General features: G+C 56.8%; 15 protein-coding genes. 10 read left to right on the plus strand and 5 right to left on the minus strand.

Annotated elements, in window-relative coordinates:
- The first annotated feature begins 1 nt into the window (after window position 1).
- The 3 genes from recJ to lysS all read left to right on the plus strand — a co-directional run bounded on the left by recJ (window position 2) and on the right by lysS (window position 4,595).
- The gene (gene recJ, locus ACK13D_RS09025; protein ID WP_033769918.1) at window positions 2-1,735 is read left to right on the plus strand and encodes a single-stranded-DNA-specific exonuclease RecJ; all 1,734 of its coding nucleotides are present in this window, start codon (window positions 2-4) and stop codon (window positions 1,733-1,735) included.
- Between the two features lie 231 nt (window positions 1,736-1,966).
- A protein-coding gene (gene prfB, locus ACK13D_RS09030; protein WP_099257461.1) for a peptide chain release factor 2 occupies window positions 1,967-3,065 on the plus strand; the annotation gives its coding sequence in 2 pieces (ribosomal slippage) (window positions 1,967-2,041 and window positions 2,043-3,065; 1,098 coding nt in all).
- A gap of 9 nt (window positions 3,066-3,074) precedes the next feature.
- Window positions 3,075-4,595, plus strand: a complete 1,521-nt coding sequence (gene lysS, locus ACK13D_RS09035; protein WP_010248682.1) for a lysine--tRNA ligase — start codon at window positions 3,075-3,077, stop codon at window positions 4,593-4,595.
- Window positions 4,596-4,895: 300 nt separating this feature from the next.
- Here lysS and ACK13D_RS09040 read toward each other — a convergent pair whose 3' ends face one another.
- A complete protein-coding gene (locus ACK13D_RS09040; protein WP_029519406.1) occupies window positions 4,896-5,522 on the minus strand; it encodes a serine protease in 627 nt (208 codons plus the stop codon).
- A gap of 361 nt (window positions 5,523-5,883) precedes the next feature.
- On the opposite strand from ACK13D_RS09040, the gene ACK13D_RS09045 reads away from it, so the two are divergent.
- Window positions 5,884-7,047 (plus strand): MFS transporter, encoded by a 1,164-nt coding sequence (locus ACK13D_RS09045; protein WP_010248677.1) that lies wholly within the window; start codon window positions 5,884-5,886, stop codon window positions 7,045-7,047.
- On the opposite strand, the gene ACK13D_RS09050 is transcribed toward ACK13D_RS09045, so the two are convergent.
- Window positions 7,044-7,964 (minus strand): LysR family transcriptional regulator, encoded by a 921-nt coding sequence (locus tag ACK13D_RS09050; RefSeq protein WP_010248675.1) that lies wholly within the window; start codon window positions 7,962-7,964, stop codon window positions 7,044-7,046. The two genes, ACK13D_RS09045 and ACK13D_RS09050, sit on opposite strands and share 4 nt — an antisense overlap.
- A gap of 102 nt (window positions 7,965-8,066) precedes the next feature.
- On the opposite strand from ACK13D_RS09050, the gene lysA reads away from it, so the two are divergent.
- Window positions 8,067-9,323 (plus strand): diaminopimelate decarboxylase, encoded by a 1,257-nt coding sequence (gene lysA, locus ACK13D_RS09055; protein WP_045139647.1) that lies wholly within the window; start codon window positions 8,067-8,069, stop codon window positions 9,321-9,323.
- Window positions 9,324-9,355: 32 nt separating this feature from the next.
- On the opposite strand, the gene ACK13D_RS09060 is transcribed toward lysA, so the two are convergent.
- Window positions 9,356-9,664, minus strand: a complete 309-nt coding sequence (locus tag ACK13D_RS09060; RefSeq protein WP_010671044.1) for a PTS lactose/cellobiose transporter subunit IIA — start codon at window positions 9,662-9,664, stop codon at window positions 9,356-9,358.
- Between the two features lie 178 nt (window positions 9,665-9,842).
- Here ACK13D_RS09060 and ACK13D_RS09065 point away from each other — a divergent pair, with 178 nt between their 5' ends.
- The 5 genes from ACK13D_RS09065 to ACK13D_RS09085 all read left to right on the plus strand — a co-directional run bounded on the left by ACK13D_RS09065 (window position 9,843) and on the right by ACK13D_RS09085 (window position 14,277).
- Complete coding sequence (locus ACK13D_RS09065) at window positions 9,843-11,201, plus strand: PTS sugar transporter subunit IIC (protein WP_010248669.1); 1,359 nt, start codon at window positions 9,843-9,845, stop codon at window positions 11,199-11,201.
- A complete protein-coding gene (locus ACK13D_RS09070; RefSeq protein ID WP_033769923.1) occupies window positions 11,198-12,625 on the plus strand; it encodes a glycoside hydrolase family 1 protein in 1,428 nt (475 codons plus the stop codon). The genes ACK13D_RS09065 and ACK13D_RS09070 overlap by 4 nt, the downstream gene beginning before the upstream one ends.
- Before the next feature lie 15 nt (window positions 12,626-12,640).
- Window positions 12,641-12,958, plus strand: a complete 318-nt coding sequence (locus tag ACK13D_RS09075; protein ID WP_010248665.1) for a PTS sugar transporter subunit IIB — start codon at window positions 12,641-12,643, stop codon at window positions 12,956-12,958.
- Between the two features lie 96 nt (window positions 12,959-13,054).
- Window positions 13,055-13,828, plus strand: coding sequence for an FCD domain-containing protein (locus ACK13D_RS09080; protein ID WP_010248663.1), 774 nt, complete (start codon window positions 13,055-13,057; stop codon window positions 13,826-13,828).
- Entirely contained in the window at window positions 13,825-14,277 is a 453-nt protein-coding gene (locus ACK13D_RS09085; RefSeq protein WP_022623821.1) for a GNAT family N-acetyltransferase, read from the plus strand. Before ACK13D_RS09080 ends, ACK13D_RS09085 begins: the two co-directional genes overlap by 4 nt.
- Before the next feature lie 40 nt (window positions 14,278-14,317).
- Here ACK13D_RS09085 and ACK13D_RS09090 read toward each other — a convergent pair whose 3' ends face one another.
- Both ACK13D_RS09090 and ACK13D_RS09095 read right to left on the minus strand, forming a co-directional pair.
- The gene (locus ACK13D_RS09090) at window positions 14,318-15,358 is read right to left on the minus strand and encodes an NADP(H)-dependent aldo-keto reductase (RefSeq protein ID WP_010248659.1); all 1,041 of its coding nucleotides are present in this window, start codon (window positions 15,356-15,358) and stop codon (window positions 14,318-14,320) included.
- 140 nt (window positions 15,359-15,498) lie between these two features.
- A complete protein-coding gene (locus ACK13D_RS09095) occupies window positions 15,499-15,717 on the minus strand; it encodes a YgdI/YgdR family lipoprotein (protein ID WP_003853956.1) in 219 nt (72 codons plus the stop codon).
- Window positions 15,718-15,743 lie beyond the last annotated feature (26 nt).

Below are 15,743 nucleotides of genomic sequence, written 5' to 3' on the forward strand. Positions count from 1 at the left end.
GGTGGTAAAACAGGATGTGGAACTCCGTCGCCGTGAGGTGACGGTTGACGATGCGCTTCCGGCGACGCTGCCGCCGCTGCTGAAACGACTCTATCTGCAACGCGGCGTGCGCGACGCGGCAGAGCTGGAGCGCGGGGCGAAAAACCTGCTGCCGTACCAGTCCTTAAGCGGGATTGAGAGCGCAGTGGAACTGCTGCATCAGGCGCTGCTGGATGGGCGTCGCATTATGGTGGTGGGCGACTTTGATGCCGATGGCGCGACCAGTACCGCGCTGACGGTCATGGCGCTGCGCAGCATGGGCGGCGGCAACGTGCAGTATCTGGTGCCTAACCGCTTTGAAGATGGTTATGGCCTCAGCCCTGAAGTGGTTGAGCAGGCGCGGGCGCGCGGCGCGGCGATGATCCTGACCGTCGACAACGGCATCTCCTCCCACGCCGGCGTTGAATGTGCCCATCAGCACGGGATTCCGGTGCTGATTACCGACCACCACCTGCCGGGCGAGACCTTACCGGCCGCTGAGGCGATCGTTAATCCCAATCTGCCGGACTGCAACTTTCCCTCACGTGCACTGGCGGGCGTGGGCGTTGCGTTCTATCTGATGCTGGCGCTGCGCGCCCATCTGCGCACCCAGGGCTGGTTTGGTGCCACTCGCACCGAACCCAATCTGGCGGAGATGCTGGATCTGGTGGCGCTCGGCACGGTTGCCGACGTGGTGCCGCTCGACGTCAACAACCGCATTCTGGTGTGGCAGGGACTCAGCCGCATCCGGGCCGGAAAATGCCGGCCAGGCATCCGGGCGCTGCTGGAGATTGCTAATCGCGATGCGCGTCAGATGGCGGCCAGCGATCTCGGCTTTGCGCTGGGGCCACGGCTCAATGCCGCAGGCCGGCTCGACGATATGTCGGTGGGCGTGGCGCTGTTAATGACTGAGGATCTCAGTCAGGCACGGATGTTAGCCAGTGAGCTGGACGCGCTGAACCAGACGCGCAAAGAGATAGAACAGGGCATGCAGAGCGAAGCGCTGGCGCTGTGTCAGGCGCTGGAGCGTGAGCAGCGCGATCTGCCGCTGGGGCTGGCCTTTTATCATCCCGAATGGCATCAGGGGGTGGTGGGGATCCTCGCCTCCCGTCTGAAAGAGCGTTTCCATCGTCCGGTGATTGCCTTTGCGCCGGCGGGCGACGGCACGCTGAAAGGCTCAGGCCGCTCAATTGCCGGTCTGCATCTGCGCGACGCTCTGGAGCGTCTGGATACGCTGAATCCCGGCCTGATGCTGAAGTTTGGCGGTCATGCCATGGCGGCAGGCTTATCACTGGAAACCGCACGCTACGAGGAGTTCCGTCAGCGCTTTGCCGATCTGGTCGGTGAGTGGCTGGATGGCGAATCTCTGCAGGGCATCATCTGGTCAGATGGTGCGTTGCAGCCGCAGGAGTTTTCGCTGCAGACCGCTGAGATGCTGCGCGAAGCGGGGCCCTGGGGCCAGGCGTTCCCGGAACCCGCCTTTGACGGCAAATTTAAGCTGCTGCAACAGCGGCTGGTGGGCGAGCGACATCTGAAAGTGATGGTCGAACCGCTGGACGGCGGTCCGCTGATCGACGGTATCGCCTTTAATGTCGATACCACCCTGTGGCCCGACAGCAGCATTCGTCAGGTCGAGCTGGCCTATAAGCTGGATATCAATGAGTATCGCGGTAACCGCTCGGTACAGCTAATCATTGACCATATCTGGCCGCTTTGATTTTTCTAAGGCGCGCGCGTCTCCGGTCACGGCAGAGGCGCGTCAGCCTGTTTTTCCCCTGCGTTAACCTGCTGTGCGAGCGGTTGTCGTCGCAGCCCGATAAGCAAATGCAACGCGTCACGCCGCTCCGGCATCAGCCCGCTGTCTCAGCGCTACAATCTGCCGCCAGTTTCGGGTAAACTTGTGCGTTAAATTTCCTGTCCCATCGAACATAAGAAAGACGCTAAAGCCATGTTTGAAATCAACCCGGTCAAAAACCGTATTCAGGACCTCAGTGAGCGCAGCGACGTTCTTCGGGGGTATCTTTGACTACGATGCCAAGAAAGAACGCCTCGAAGAAGTAAACGCCGAGCTGGAACAGCCCGATGTCTGGAACGAACCTGAGCGTGCTCAGGCGCTGGGCAAAGAGCGCTCCTCGCTGGAAGCGATCGTGCAGACGCTGGATCAGATGTCGCAGGGCCTGGAAGATGTGCAGGGTCTGCTTGAACTGGCGGTAGAAGCGGAAGACGAAGAGACTTTCGACGAAGCGGTTGCCGAGCTGGATGTCCTTGAGGGCAAGCTGGGCGAGCTGGAATTCCGCCGCATGTTCTCTGGCGAGTATGACAGCGCCGACTGCTACATCGATCTGCAGGCGGGTTCCGGCGGCACCGAAGCGCAGGACTGGGCCAGCATGCTGATGCGTATGTATCTGCGTTGGGCCGAAGCCAAAGGCTTCAAAACCGAAATTATCGAAGAGTCTGAAGGTGAAGTTGCAGGCATTAAATCTGTGACCATTCGCGTGTCAGGCGACTACGCCTTTGGCTGGTTGCGTACAGAAACGGGCGTGCATCGCCTGGTGCGTAAGAGCCCGTTTGACTCCGGCGGCCGTCGTCACACCTCCTTCAGCTCCGCCTTTATCTATCCGGAAGTGGATGACGATATTGATATCGACATCAACCCAGCCGATCTGCGCATTGACGTCTATCGCGCGTCAGGGGCGGGCGGCCAGCACGTTAACCGGACGGAATCTGCGGTACGTATTACCCATATTCCAACCGGTACCGTCACCCAGTGTCAGAATGACCGTTCTCAGCACAAGAACAAAGATCAGGCGATGAAGCAGATGAAAGCGAAGCTGTACGAGCTTGAGATGCAGAAGAAAAACGCTGAGAAACAGGCGCTGGAGGACAACAAGTCCGACATCGGCTGGGGAAGTCAGATCCGTTCTTACGTTCTCGATGATGCACGCATCAAAGATCTGCGCACCGGCGTAGAGACGCGTAACACCCAGGCGGTGCTGGACGGCGACCTGGATCGATTCATTGAAGCTAGTTTAAAAGCAGGGTTATAAGGAACCGACATGTCTGAACAACAACCGCAGAGCGCTGATGCCGCCGTTGAGTTAAATAACGAACTGAAAGCGCGTCGCGAAAAGCTGAGCGTGCTGCGTGCAAATGGCGTGGCGTTTCCTAACGATTTTCGTCGTGACAGCCTCTCAAACCAGCTGCATGAGAGCTATGGCGAGAAGAGCAACGAAGAGCTTGAAGATCTCGGCATCGAAGTCAGCGTTGCCGGACGTATGATGACCCGTCGTATCATGGGTAAAGCCTCTTTCGTGACCCTGCAGGATGTGGGTGGCCGGATTCAGCTTTACGTCTCGCGTGACGATCTGGCTGAAGGCATCTACAACGAGCAGTTCAAAAAGTGGGATCTCGGCGATATCCTGGGCGCGCGCGGCAAACTGTTCAAAACCAAAACCGGCGAACTGTCGATTCACTGTTCTGAACTGCGCCTGCTGACCAAAGCACTGCGTCCGCTGCCGGACAAGTTCCACGGCCTGGCCGATCAGGAAACGCGCTACCGTCAGCGTTACCTTGATCTCATCGCCAACGAGGAGTCGCGCAACACCTTCAGAATTCGTTCGCAGATCATGGCCGGTATTCGCCAGTTCATGGTGGGCCGCGACTTTATGGAAGTGGAAACCCCGATGATGCAGGTGATCCCTGGCGGCGCGTCTGCGCGTCCGTTCATCACCCATCACAATGCGCTGGATATCGACATGTATCTGCGTATCGCTCCAGAGCTTTATCTGAAGCGTCTGGTGGTGGGCGGATTCGATCGCGTGTTCGAGATCAACCGTAACTTCCGTAACGAAGGTATTTCGCCACGTCATAACCCAGAGTTCACCATGATGGAACTCTATATGGCTTATGCGGATTACAAAGATCTGATCGAGCTGACCGAAAGCCTGTTCCGTACGCTGGCGCAGGATGTGCTGGGCAGCACCGTGGTGCCTTACGGCGAGCAGGAGTTTGATTTCGGTAAGCCGTTTGAAAAACTGACCATGCGTGAAGCGATCAAGAAATACCGTCCGGAAACGGATCTGGCCGATCTGGAAGACTTTGATAAAGCGGTGGCGATTGCTCAATCACTGCACATCAAGGTTGAGAAAAGCTGGGGTCTGGGCCGTGTCGTAACCGAAATCTTTGAAGAGACCGCTGAAGCGCATCTGATTCAGCCGACCTTCATCACTGAATATCCGGCTGAAGTCTCTCCGCTGGCCCGTCGTAACGACGAGAACCCGGAAATCACCGATCGCTTTGAGTTCTTCATTGGCGGTCGTGAAATCGGTAACGGCTTCTCCGAGCTGAACGATGCGGAAGATCAGGCTGAGCGTTTCCTGCAGCAGGTGAATGCCAAAGATGCTGGCGACGACGAAGCGATGTTCTACGACGAAGACTATGTCACCGCACTGGAGCACGGTCTGCCGCCAACCGCCGGTCTGGGTATCGGTATTGACCGTATGGTGATGCTGTTTACCAACAGCCACACTATCCGCGATGTGATTCTGTTCCCGGCACTGCGCCCAGGCAGCAAGTAATCGTTATGAGTCGCTGTCAGGCCTGATCTTCAGGCCTGACAGCGTGATGACAAAGCCGAATCAGAGTGAATTTGGCAGCAACTGATAAACTCACGGCACAGGGAACACGGTCAGAAGAGGAAAGCGTCCCGCGCCATGGATGGCGTGGGCCGAGCGGTCATGGATGACAGTTTTTGCGTCTTTCCGATCTGACCGTGTTACCTGTGCAGGCTCGGTCTTACAGCGAATCAGGCCCGACTTTGTCACCAAGCTTAAGGCCGGAAATTCCGGCCTTTTTTACATCTGTTCGTTCAGCAGATATCAGGATTTAATCGCCTGATCCAGCCATGTCTGAAATCGCGAGTAAGGCACATAGAGCGCAACGTTCTTATAGAGTGTCTTACCGCTGACATTGTCGTTGATGTTATTGCTGTAGCCAATAATCACGCCCGCCAGCGTATCGTCAGAGGCGTTATAGACTGCGCCTCCCGACATCCCTTTAACCACCCCCGCATTCGCCGCCACCACGACGCAGTCTGATTTGTTCCAGCTGTTCGCCAGCGTGGTATTGATCAGGTTCTGCCCGCTGGAACTGACCGGCATGGCCGAAATAAAACTGTAGCCGTAGAGATTGACCTGATCGCCGATGTGGCTGTTACGAAAGTTGGGTGGCAGGTTCATTTCGCTGTTTTTGTGGTAGACCACTGCCAGATCGCATTGCGGATGCCAGGCTTTGACCCGGTAAAGCGAAAACTTTGCCACATGTGCGGCGGTCAGGCTGTACTCCGGCGTCAGTGGGATGGTGGTACCGAGCGTGCCTAAACCCAGCACGGTGGGAATGCCGGTCACGGTCATATCCACCCGTTTTTCAGCTTCTTTACTGTACTCATAATGACCTACCGAGCAACCGGTTAAGCCAAACACCATTAAGGCTATGAGTCGTTGCATTCTCTCTCCCTGCGTCAGAAGTTGATCACATCACCTGGCAATTGATTAGGGATATATCGGCAACGTTAAGGATTTATTAATTAAATACGCACTAAAAAGCGTAACGGGTTCGCGGGAAATGACAACCTGACCCTGGGTCATGTGCGCTTTAATGGGCTTAGCCAGCAGGCTGACAAAGCCATTTGTTCCGGCAAAGCGGCAGGATTATTGCGGCCCCGGCAATAATCCTTTGCTGCGCGCAGGCTATGTCGCGCATCAGCACTGTGCTGTAATGCTCACCGTGACGCAGATCAAATTTTAATAAGCGTCGAGGGGCTGCGCGTCTGTGCAGTTCACCTGCAAATGATATTGGGAGAGTGTTATGCCTGTAGCATTAATGGCGCTGGCGTTGAGTGCGTTCGCCATCGGAACCACTGAGTTTGTCATTATGGGATTGCTGCCGGAGGTGGCGCGTGACCTTCAGGTGTCGATTCCGTCGGCGGGCTGGCTGATCAGCGGCTACGCGCTGGGCGTGGCGATAGGTGCGCCGATTATGGCGCTGCTCACCGCCAGGCTGCCGCGTAAAAAAACGCTGATTCTGCTGATGGTGATATTTATTGTCGGCAACCTGCTGTGTGCGCTGGCTTACAACTATAACCTGCTGATGCTGGCACGCATCGTCACCGCGCTTTGTCACGGTGCCTTCTTCGGTATTGGCGCGGTGGTCGCCGCTAGTCTGGTACCAGCCGGTCGTCAGGCTTCCGCTGTCGCACTGATGTTCACCGGACTGACCTTAGCCAACGTGCTGGGCGTTCCGCTGGGAACCAGTTTCGGACAGATGTTTGGCTGGCGAGCCACCTTCTGGGGCGTGGCAGTGATTGGCGTGCTGGCGTTTATCGCCCTGATCGTGAGTCTGCCCAACAATAAACAGGAAAAGCCGGTTCACCTGGCGAGTGAAATTGGTGCACTGGCCAACGGGAAACTGTGGCTGTCGCTGCTGATGACGGTGTTCTTTGCCGCGGCGATGTTTGCGCTGTTCAGCTACATTGCGCCGCTGCTGCTAGAGGTGACGGGCATCAGCGATCGCGGCGTCAGCTGGACGCTGTTCCTGATTGGCGCAGGCCTGACGGTCGGTAATATTCTTGGCGGCAAACTGGCCGACTGGAAAGTCTCCTTTAGCCTGATCCTCAGCTTCTCACTGATCGCCATCTTCTCGCTGCTGTTCAGCTGGACCAGCCATGCGCTGTGGCTGGCGGAGATCACCCTGTTCCTGTGGGCGATGGCGACCTTTGCGACGGTGCCGGGTCTGCAGATCAACGTGGTACGGCACGGCAAAGAGGCGCCTAACCTGGTCTCAACCCTGAACATTTCGGCGTTTAACGTGGGCAATGCGCTGGGTGCCTGGGTCGGCGGTGCGGTGATTGGCCGTGGATATGGCCTGACGGCGGTGCCGGTTGCTGCCGCTGCGCTGGCGGCAATCGGCCTGCTGATCTGTCTGATCACCTTCCGCAAATCGGGCCGCGCAGCCGCCAGGGTTCGCGCTTAAGCCAGGCGGGCGGCGATGCGTGCCGGAAAGTCAGCCACCTGCCGTTGCAGATGGCTGACAAAGGCATCGACCAGCGCCGATGCAGGGCGGTGCTGCGGCCTCACCAGGCTGACGGTAAACGGAACCGCCACGCTGAACTTACGCATCACCACACCGCTGTCGGCGTAATCCAGCGCCGTCAGCGGATTCACAATTGAAATGCCCACGCCCGCTCTGACCATGGCGCACACCGAAGCGGCACTGTGCGTCTCCATCACCAGCCGCCGCTCGACTCCCTGCTCATGAAACAGCGCATCCAGCAACTGACGATAGCTGTCACTGCGCGACAGGCTCACATACTGTTCGCCCGCAAAATCGTGCGGCGTCAGCTCTGAACGCTGACTCAGAGGGTGATGCTGAGGCAATACACACACTTCATCGCAGGTCAGCAGGGCGAGACGGTCAGTGCCGGCCGGAGCGTGCTGGGTTTCGGTTAAGCCGATATCGTAGCGCTGTGCTGACAGCCACTCCTCCAGCAGCGGCGACTCCTGCGGAATCACATTCAGGCTCACATCCGGGTAGCGCTGTAAAAAGGGCTGACACAGTGGTGGCAGCAGCGACTGCGAAAAAACGGGCAGGCAGGCGATCGACAGCTCACCCTGACGGAACTGGCGCAGCCCTTCAGCCGCTTCCATGATGCGATCCAGTCCGTACCAGGATCGCTGCACCTCTTCGAAAAGACGCAATCCCTGCACCGTCGGTTGCAGGCGACCACGAACCCGTCCGAACAACTCTAATCCCAGCTGCTGCTCCAGGCGTGCCAGCTCCCGGCTCACCGTCGGCTGTGAGGTGTGCAGCAGTGTCGCGGCCTGAGTCAGATTGCCGCTGGTCATCACCGCGTGAAAAATCTCGATATGCCGCCAGTTAATGTTCGCCACGCACCCTTCCTATATCCATTCTGCATAGATGCTATTAAAACAGATATTTTTCGCTATGACACGATTCTGGCTTAATGCAGCTATTGCCACAGGAGAATTGCCATGCCACGTTCCTTACAGAGTACCGAAACCGCACTCAGCGCCGCTAACCTGCTGCCGCTGGCACGCCGCTACGCCGGGCCATTCTGGGCTTATGATGCGCAGATTATTCAGGCGCGTATTGCCCAGCTGCAGGCATTTGATGTGGTGCGCTTTGCGCAGAAGGCCTGCTCGAATACGCATATCCTGCGCCTGATGCGCGCAGCAGGCGTGAAAGTGGACTCGGTATCGCTGGGTGAGATCGAACGTGCGCTGGCCGCGGGTTACCAGCCCGGCGGTGATGAGATCGTCTTTACCGCGGATCTGTTCGATCAGCCGACGCTGGAGCGGGTGACCGCGTTAAAGGTGCCGGTTAATGCCGGATCGATCGATATGCTGCATCAGCTCGGCGCGGTCTCACCGGGACATGCGGTGTGGCTGCGGGTCAATCCTGGTTTTGGTCACGGCCACAGTCAGAAAACCAATACCGGTGGCGAAAACAGCAAGCACGGGATCTGGCATGCCGATTTAGCCGAGGCGCTGGCGGCGATTAAGCAGCACGGCTTGCAGCTGGTGGGCATTCATATGCATATCGGCTCAGGCGTCGATTATGCGCATCTGCAGCAGGTCTGTGATGCGATGGTTGAACTGGTGATGGCGTCGGGTCAGGATCTGACCGCGATCTCTGCGGGCGGCGGCCTCTCTGTGCCTTATCGCTATGGCGAAGAGGCGATCGATACCGATCACTATTTCGGCCTGTGGGATGCAGCACGGCAGCGTATTGCCCAGCATCTGGGTCACGCGATAAAGCTGGAGATCGAACCGGGCCGTTTCCTGGTGGCCGAGGCCGGTGTGCTGGTCTCTCAGGTTCGGGCGGTTAAGTCGATGGGCAGCCGTCACTTCGTGCTGGTCGATGCCGGTTTCAGTGACCTGATGCGTCCCTCCATGTATGGCAGCTATCACCATATCTCGCTGATGGCGGGCGATGAGCGGGCCATTGATGAGCAGCAGACTATCGACACCGTGGTCGCTGGCCCGCTGTGCGAATCGGGTGATGTCTTTACCCAGCTGGAGGGCGGCATGGTCGAACCACGCGCGATTCCGGCGGCAAAGGTTGGCGATTACCTGGTGTTCCACGACACCGGTGCTTACGGTGCATCCATGTCCTCTAACTACAACAGCCGTCCGCTGATCCCGGAAGTGCTGTTTGAGCAGGGCCAGCAGCGCGAGATCCGCCGCGCGCAGACTATTGAGTCGCTACTGGCACTTGAAAACAGCTAATCACCTCACCCGGGCGGCCAGCGCGCCGCCTGTCAGCCATAGATCTCTTTGCGCAGCATGACCAGCTCCTCTGCCAGCTCGCGGCACAGCATTGCATTCATCAGATGATCCTGCGCATGCACCAGAATCAGCGTGACCGGCAATTTTCCGCTTCCCTCGTCTGCACCAATCAACGCGGTCTGAATTTTATGTGCCGCTTTTGCCGCGGTATCTGAAGCTGCCAGCGCCGCGTCAGCCCCGGTCCAGTCGCGTTTGCGCGCACACTGAATCGCCATCATCGCCGATGAACGGGCTTCCCCTGCATTGATCAGCAATTCCATCATGGTCTGTTCGTAATCCATAACGCCTCCGCTATTGGTATGCCAAATTGGCCGTTTTAATCATACTGGAATGCCAATAAACGTTTCCGGGAGGTTCGTCACAGAAAAAACCGAGGAGATTCGTCATTTTGGTATGCCACTAACAGGGAAGACCACGACGATTACAGGAATACCGATCTTACATCTCTGAGGGTTGATCATGTCTCTACAGGACCGCCTTATCGATTCCCTGGGCAGCTTTGCCACCCGCTTTAATAGTTATCGCTACATCATGGCGATTAAAGCCTCATTCATTACCCTGATGCCGGTGATCATTGTTGGCGCCTTCTCGGTATTGATCTCTAACATGGTGCTGGACAGCAAAAATGGCCTTGCCAGCTTTGCCGCCCTGGCTTTTTTAGCTGACCTCAAGCCCATCACCAGCAGTATCAATTACGCCACGCTCAGCTTTCTTAACATTGGTGCGGTGTTCCTGATTGGTATTGAGCTTGGGCGCATCAACGGTATAAAAACGCTGTTTCCCGGCCTGCTGGCAATCATCTGCTTTGTATCCGTGACGCCGACCACCTTACAGATGATGGTCGATGGGCAGATGCACCTGGTCACCGACGTGCTGGCCAAACAATTCTCCGATACCAAAAGCCTGTTTCTCGGCATGTTTATCGCCATTCTGTCGGTAGAGATCTACTGCCGCCTCGAACAGGTTGAGCGGCTGAAAATCAAAATGCCCGACACCGTGCCGCCCAACGTGGCCGCCTCTTTCTCCGCGCTCATCCCCTCAATCATCACCGTGACGCTGATAGCGACTTTTGGCTTTATCTTCCATCGCGTCACCGGCATGTACCTTTACGACGCGGTATACCAGGTGGTGCAGCAGCCGCTGGAGTCGGTGGTGCAGAGCCTGTGGGGCATTCTGATTCTGATGTTCGTTGCCCAGCTGTTCTGGGTGATTGGTATTCACGGCAATCAGATGGTGAAGCCGATCCGTGAGCCGCTGTTGCTGGGCGCGATTATGGTCAACATGACCGCTTTTGAGCAGGGAAAAGAGGCACCGAACATCATCACCATGCCGTTCTGGGATGTTTATATGAGCATCGGCGGTTCCGGCCTGACCATCGGGCTGCTCACCGCCGTGATGCTGGCAACGCGACGCAAAGAGATGCGTGAAATCGCCAAACTGTCGTTCGGGCCAGGCATTTTCAATATCAACGAGCCGGTTATATTTGGTATGCCGATTATGCTTAACCCGATACTGGCTATCCCTTTCATCATCACACCGCTAGTGACAGGTTCTATCGGCTACTTCGCTACGGTGATGGGATTTGCCGGGAAAGCCGTGGTGATGGTGCCATGGACCACGCCTCCGATTATCAATGCCTGGCTGTCAACGGCCGGATCGATGGGTGCGGTGGTGACGCAGATCGTCTGCATTCTGGTGTCAGTACTTATCTATCTGCCATTTGTGAAAGTCGCAGCCCGCCGCGCGGATGCAGCAGAAGCAGCGGAAGCAAAGAGCCTGCAACCTGAGCTGAACCCCAACCGAACGGAGGTGTTATGAGTCGTCAGACTGTCCATATACCTGAGAATTTCATTCTGGGAGCTGCTGCCTCCGCCTGGCAGACGGAAGGCTGGAGCGGAAAAAAAGCGGGGCAGGACTCCTGGCCTGACGCCTGGTATCAGCAGGATCGTCACGTCTGGCACAACGGCTACGGCCCGGCGGTTGCCACCGACTTTATCAACCGCTTTAGTGAGGATGTGGCGCTGATGAAGGCCAGCGGGCTGACCCACTACCGCACTTCGATCAACTGGTCGCGTTTCCTGATCGATTACGAAACCGCTACGGTCGATGAGGAGTACGCGGCTTACTATGACCGGCTGATTGATGAAATGCAGCGCCAGGGCATTGAACTGATGCTCTGTCTGGAGCATTACGAGCTGCCCGCCACGCTGCTGGACCAGTATGGCGGCTGGCAGTCAAAGCATGTCGTTGAACTCTTTATCCGTTATGTCGAACAGGTGTTTAAACGCTATGCCGGTCGGGTCACGCGCTGGTTTGTGTTTAACGAGCCGATTGTGGTGCAGACCCGCGTCTATCTCGACGCGCTGCGCTGGCCTTATGAGCAGAACACCCATAAATGGATGCAGTGGAACCACCACAAGAATCTTGCTACCGCCCGGGTAGTGAAGCTGTTCCGCGCGGCAGGCTATGCCGGTCGCATTGGTACCATACTCAATCCGGAAGTCACCTATCCGCGATCGTCAGCCCCGCACGACCAGAAGGCGGCGCATATTTATGACCTGTTCTACAACCGGGTGTTTCTCGATCCCGCCATTAAAGGCGAGTATCCGGCGGAGCTGCTGGCGCTGCTTGATAAGCATCAGATTGAGTGGGAAACCACCCCGGAAGAGCTGGCGATTATTGCCGCCAATACCGTCGATGAAGTCGGGCTTAATCTCTACTATCCGCATCGCGTGAAGGCACCGTCCCGCGCCTGGCATCCCGAGACACCCTTTCATCCCGCCTGGTATTACGAACACTTTGAACTGCCGGGGCGACGGATGAACCCTTCACGCGGCTGGGAAATTCAGCCTGAAATTATCTGGGATATGGCGCAGCGGATGCGCGATGAGTACGGCAATATCCCGTGGTTTGTGGCGGAAAGCGGTATGGGAATTGAGAACGAAGCGCAGTTCAAAAATGCCGACGGGGAGATTCAGGACGATTACCGCATCGCATTTATCAGCGAGCACCTGCATCAGGCGATACGCGCCAGTCAGGCGGGTATTAACTGTCAGGGCTACATGCTGTGGGCGTTTACCGACAATGTCTCGCCAATGAATGCCTTTAAAAATCGCTATGGTCTTATCGAAATCGACTTAGATAAGCAGCGTCAGCGCCGTATGAAGAAATCTGCCCACTGGTTCCGTACGCTGCGCGACACGCAGCAATTTACCCTGTGGCTTGATGATGAGCCGAAATAACGCGAGGAAACGAGCATGAAACGAATTGTTCTGGCCTGTGCTGCGGGCATGTCGACCTCAATGGTGGTGACGCGGATGGAAAAGGAGGCTGCCGCGCGCGGACTGGCATTTCAGATCTACGCCATTCCGGAGCAAAACCTGCGTGAAGAGCTGCAAAACTACGGCAACGAGGTGGTGGTCGTGCTGCTCGGGCCACAGGTGCGCTTCAAACTGGAGGAGAACAGAAAACTCACCGACAGCTATCAGTTGCCCATCGCGGTGATCGATACGGTTGCTTACGGCACGCTGAATGGTGCAAAGGTACTCGATCAGGCGCTGGCTTTGATACACTGAGCCCCAGTTTGCGAGCCAGCCTCTCCGGTTCGCGGGCATTGTCGCGCAGGGAACCGCGGCAATGCCGTTAGCGCATTGATTGCAAAGGGTGACAGTGTGGACAAAGCCGAAGCGCCGCAAGAAAAAAAGCAGTATCAGGAAATTGGTCAGCACCTGCGTCAGCAGATCTGTGACGGGCACTATCCGGTGGGATCGCGCCTGCCGCCTGAACGTCAGCTGGCTGAAACCTGGGGCGTCAGCCGGACCATCGTGCGCGAGGCATTATTGATGCTGGAGCTGGAAGGTACGGTGGATATCCGCCAGAGCTCCGGCGTCTATGTGATGCGTATTCCTTCCGCCAGTGATGATGAAGAAGAGGCCTTCTTCCGCAGCGACGTTGGCCCGTTTGAAATGCTACAGGCACGTCAGTTGCTGGAGAGCAATATTGCAGCCTTTGCCGCAAAAATGGCGACCAAAGCGGACATCGAAAATCTGCGCCGAACGCTGGAACAGGAGCAGCGTGCTATCGCCGCCAACGACAGCAGTCAGGACAACGACAAGTTGTTTCATCTGCTGCTGGCGGGTGCCAGTCAGAATCAGATGCTGCTCGATACCGTCACCAGCATCTGGCGACATCATGACAGTAGCCCGCTCTGGCAGCAGCTGCGCCCGCAGTTTGAAACCCGCGCCTATCGCCTGAAGTGGCTCGGCGATCACCAGACAATCCTGGCTGCGTTGCGTCGGCGTGATGTGATGGGGGCCTGGCAATCTACCTGGCAGCACCTTGAGAACGTCAAGAATACGCTGCTGGAGCTTTCCGACGCCGATGCGCCTGACTTTGATGGCTACCTGTTTGATTCAGTCCCGATCTTTCAGGGGAAACTGATGTGATTGAGATTGTATCGCTCAGCGATGCCCCCCAATTTGCCGATCAGATCATCGACTGGCAGTGGCGCGCATTTGGTGAAGCCACCAGCCGGGCGTTCTTTGCCAGTGTGGTGAACAGCAGCCTTATCGGTGCTGATTTTCCGGTGACTTTCGTTGCCGTGGAAGCGGGCAGGGCAGTCGGCACGGTGGGATTCTGGCGCTGCGACCTGATCAGCCGTCAGGATCTTTTCCCCTGGCTGGCGGCGCTCTATATTGATGAGTCGGTGCGCGGCAAAGGTGTCAGTGAAGCACTGCAGCAGCACGTCATTGCCTATGCGCAGGCGCAGGGCTATCCACGGCTGTGGTTATGGTCAACGTTTGGGGGCTACTACGAACGTTATGGCTGGCTGCCACAGGGCGAAGCGCTGGAGTATCCCGCTAAGCCGGTAAAACTCTATTATCGCGATCTGTAAGAGATGCCAGCCGCCATCGCGGCAGCTGGCAACAGAACGCTCAGGGAGCCGGATAGGTATAACGACGGTGGATCGCCTCAATGCCTTCCAGGATCTCTGCATTTAAGGTCAGATTGAAGCTGTCGATATTGATCTGCAACTGTTCAGGCGTAGTGGCGCCCAGCAGCGTGCTGGCCACAAACGGCTGCTGACGCACATAGGCCAGGGCCATCTGCGACGGGTCAATCTGATGCTGCTGAGCCAGTGCCACATATTCGGCAATCGCCTTTTGTGACTGCTCGCCGCTGTAGCGGGTAAAGCGGCTGAACAACGTGTTGCGTGCGCCCGCAGGCTGCGCGCCATTCAGGTATTTACCGCTCAGCGTTCCAAACGCCAGGCTGGAATACGCCAGCAGCTCTACGCCTTCATGCTGGCTGATTTCGGCCAGACCCACTTCAAAGCTGCGGTTCAGCAGGCTGTAGGGATTCTGAATGCTGATAATGCGCGGCAGCTCATGCTTCTCCGCCAGCTGCAGATAGCGCATCACGCCCCACGCGGTTTCGTTCGACACCCCGATATAGCGGATCTTACCAGCGCGCACCTGTTCGGTCAGCGCTTCCAGCGTCTCCAGCAGCGTCACCTGAGCAGTGGTTTCGCTGTACTGATAGCCGAGCTTGCCAAAATAGTTGGTCTGACGCTGTGGCCAGTGCAGCTGGTAGAGGTCAAGGTAGTCAGTATTCAGGCGTTTCAGGCTGGCATCGAGTGCTGCGCGGATGTTTTTACGGTCCAGCGCCATATCCGGGCGAATCGACGCATCATTGCCACGTGAAGGCCCTGCCACTTTACTGGCAAGAATGATTTTGTCGCGGCTGCCGCGCTGTTTAAGCCAGCTGCCAATATATTGTTCGGTCAGACCCTGGGTTTCCGGACGCGGGGGCACCGGATACATCTCGGCAGTATCAATAAAGTTGATGCCGGAACGGATAGCTAAATCCAGTTGAGCATGGGCGTCGGCTTCGCTGTTCTGTTCGCCAAACGTCATGGTGCCCAACCCCAGCTGACTCACTTCCAGCGTGCTGTGGGGAATACGATGATAGTGCATTGCCAGCTTCCTTTTCTTTATGGAATGGAATGTTGTGTCCTCAGGGACTATAGCGCGAGCAATGGCGGGGAAGGAAGGGGGAAAAGTCGGGGAAATCACCTGCCAGTCGGGAATCGGTGGCAGGTGATTAAATCGGGCACTTAACGTTCAATGATCGTAGAAACCTCATCGCTGTTAATCTGCACCATATGACCCGTCTGGTCAGTGTACTCCACCAGGCCGGTCTCTTTATCAATGCTCGGCTTGCCTTCGGTCATGATCATCCGGCCATCTTTGGTCGCCATGACATAATCAGAACTGCATCCACTTAAGAATGCGGCGGTTACCATCACCAGTGCTACTCCTGCCAACCCTTTCATCACGCCTAATCCTCACAAATGGTCAA

The sequence above is a fragment of the Pantoea sp. K16 genome (genome assembly GCF_048452805.1).
GTDB lineage: Bacteria > Pseudomonadota > Gammaproteobacteria > Enterobacterales > Enterobacteriaceae > Pantoea > Pantoea agglomerans.

Coding starts and splice junctions, on each gene's coding strand:
- lysS (WP_010248682.1), top strand. CDS start 3,075: ATGTCTGAACAACAACCGCAGAGCGCTGATGCCGCCGTTGAGTTAAAT.
- ACK13D_RS09040 (WP_029519406.1), bottom strand. CDS start 5,522: ATGCAACGACTCATAGCCTTAATGGTGTTTGGCTTAACCGGTTGCTCG.
- ACK13D_RS09045 (WP_010248677.1), top strand. CDS start 5,884: ATGCCTGTAGCATTAATGGCGCTGGCGTTGAGTGCGTTCGCCATCGGA.
- lysA (WP_045139647.1), top strand. CDS start 8,067: ATGCCACGTTCCTTACAGAGTACCGAAACCGCACTCAGCGCCGCTAAC.
- ACK13D_RS09060 (WP_010671044.1), bottom strand. CDS start 9,664: ATGGATTACGAACAGACCATGATGGAATTGCTGATCAATGCAGGGGAA.
- ACK13D_RS09065 (WP_010248669.1), top strand. CDS start 9,843: ATGTCTCTACAGGACCGCCTTATCGATTCCCTGGGCAGCTTTGCCACC.
- ACK13D_RS09070 (WP_033769923.1), top strand. CDS start 11,198: ATGAGTCGTCAGACTGTCCATATACCTGAGAATTTCATTCTGGGAGCT.
- ACK13D_RS09075 (WP_010248665.1), top strand. CDS start 12,641: ATGAAACGAATTGTTCTGGCCTGTGCTGCGGGCATGTCGACCTCAATG.
- ACK13D_RS09090 (WP_010248659.1), bottom strand. CDS start 15,358: ATGCACTATCATCGTATTCCCCACAGCACGCTGGAAGTGAGTCAGCTG.
- ACK13D_RS09095 (WP_003853956.1), bottom strand. CDS start 15,717: ATGAAAGGGTTGGCAGGAGTAGCACTGGTGATGGTAACCGCCGCATTC.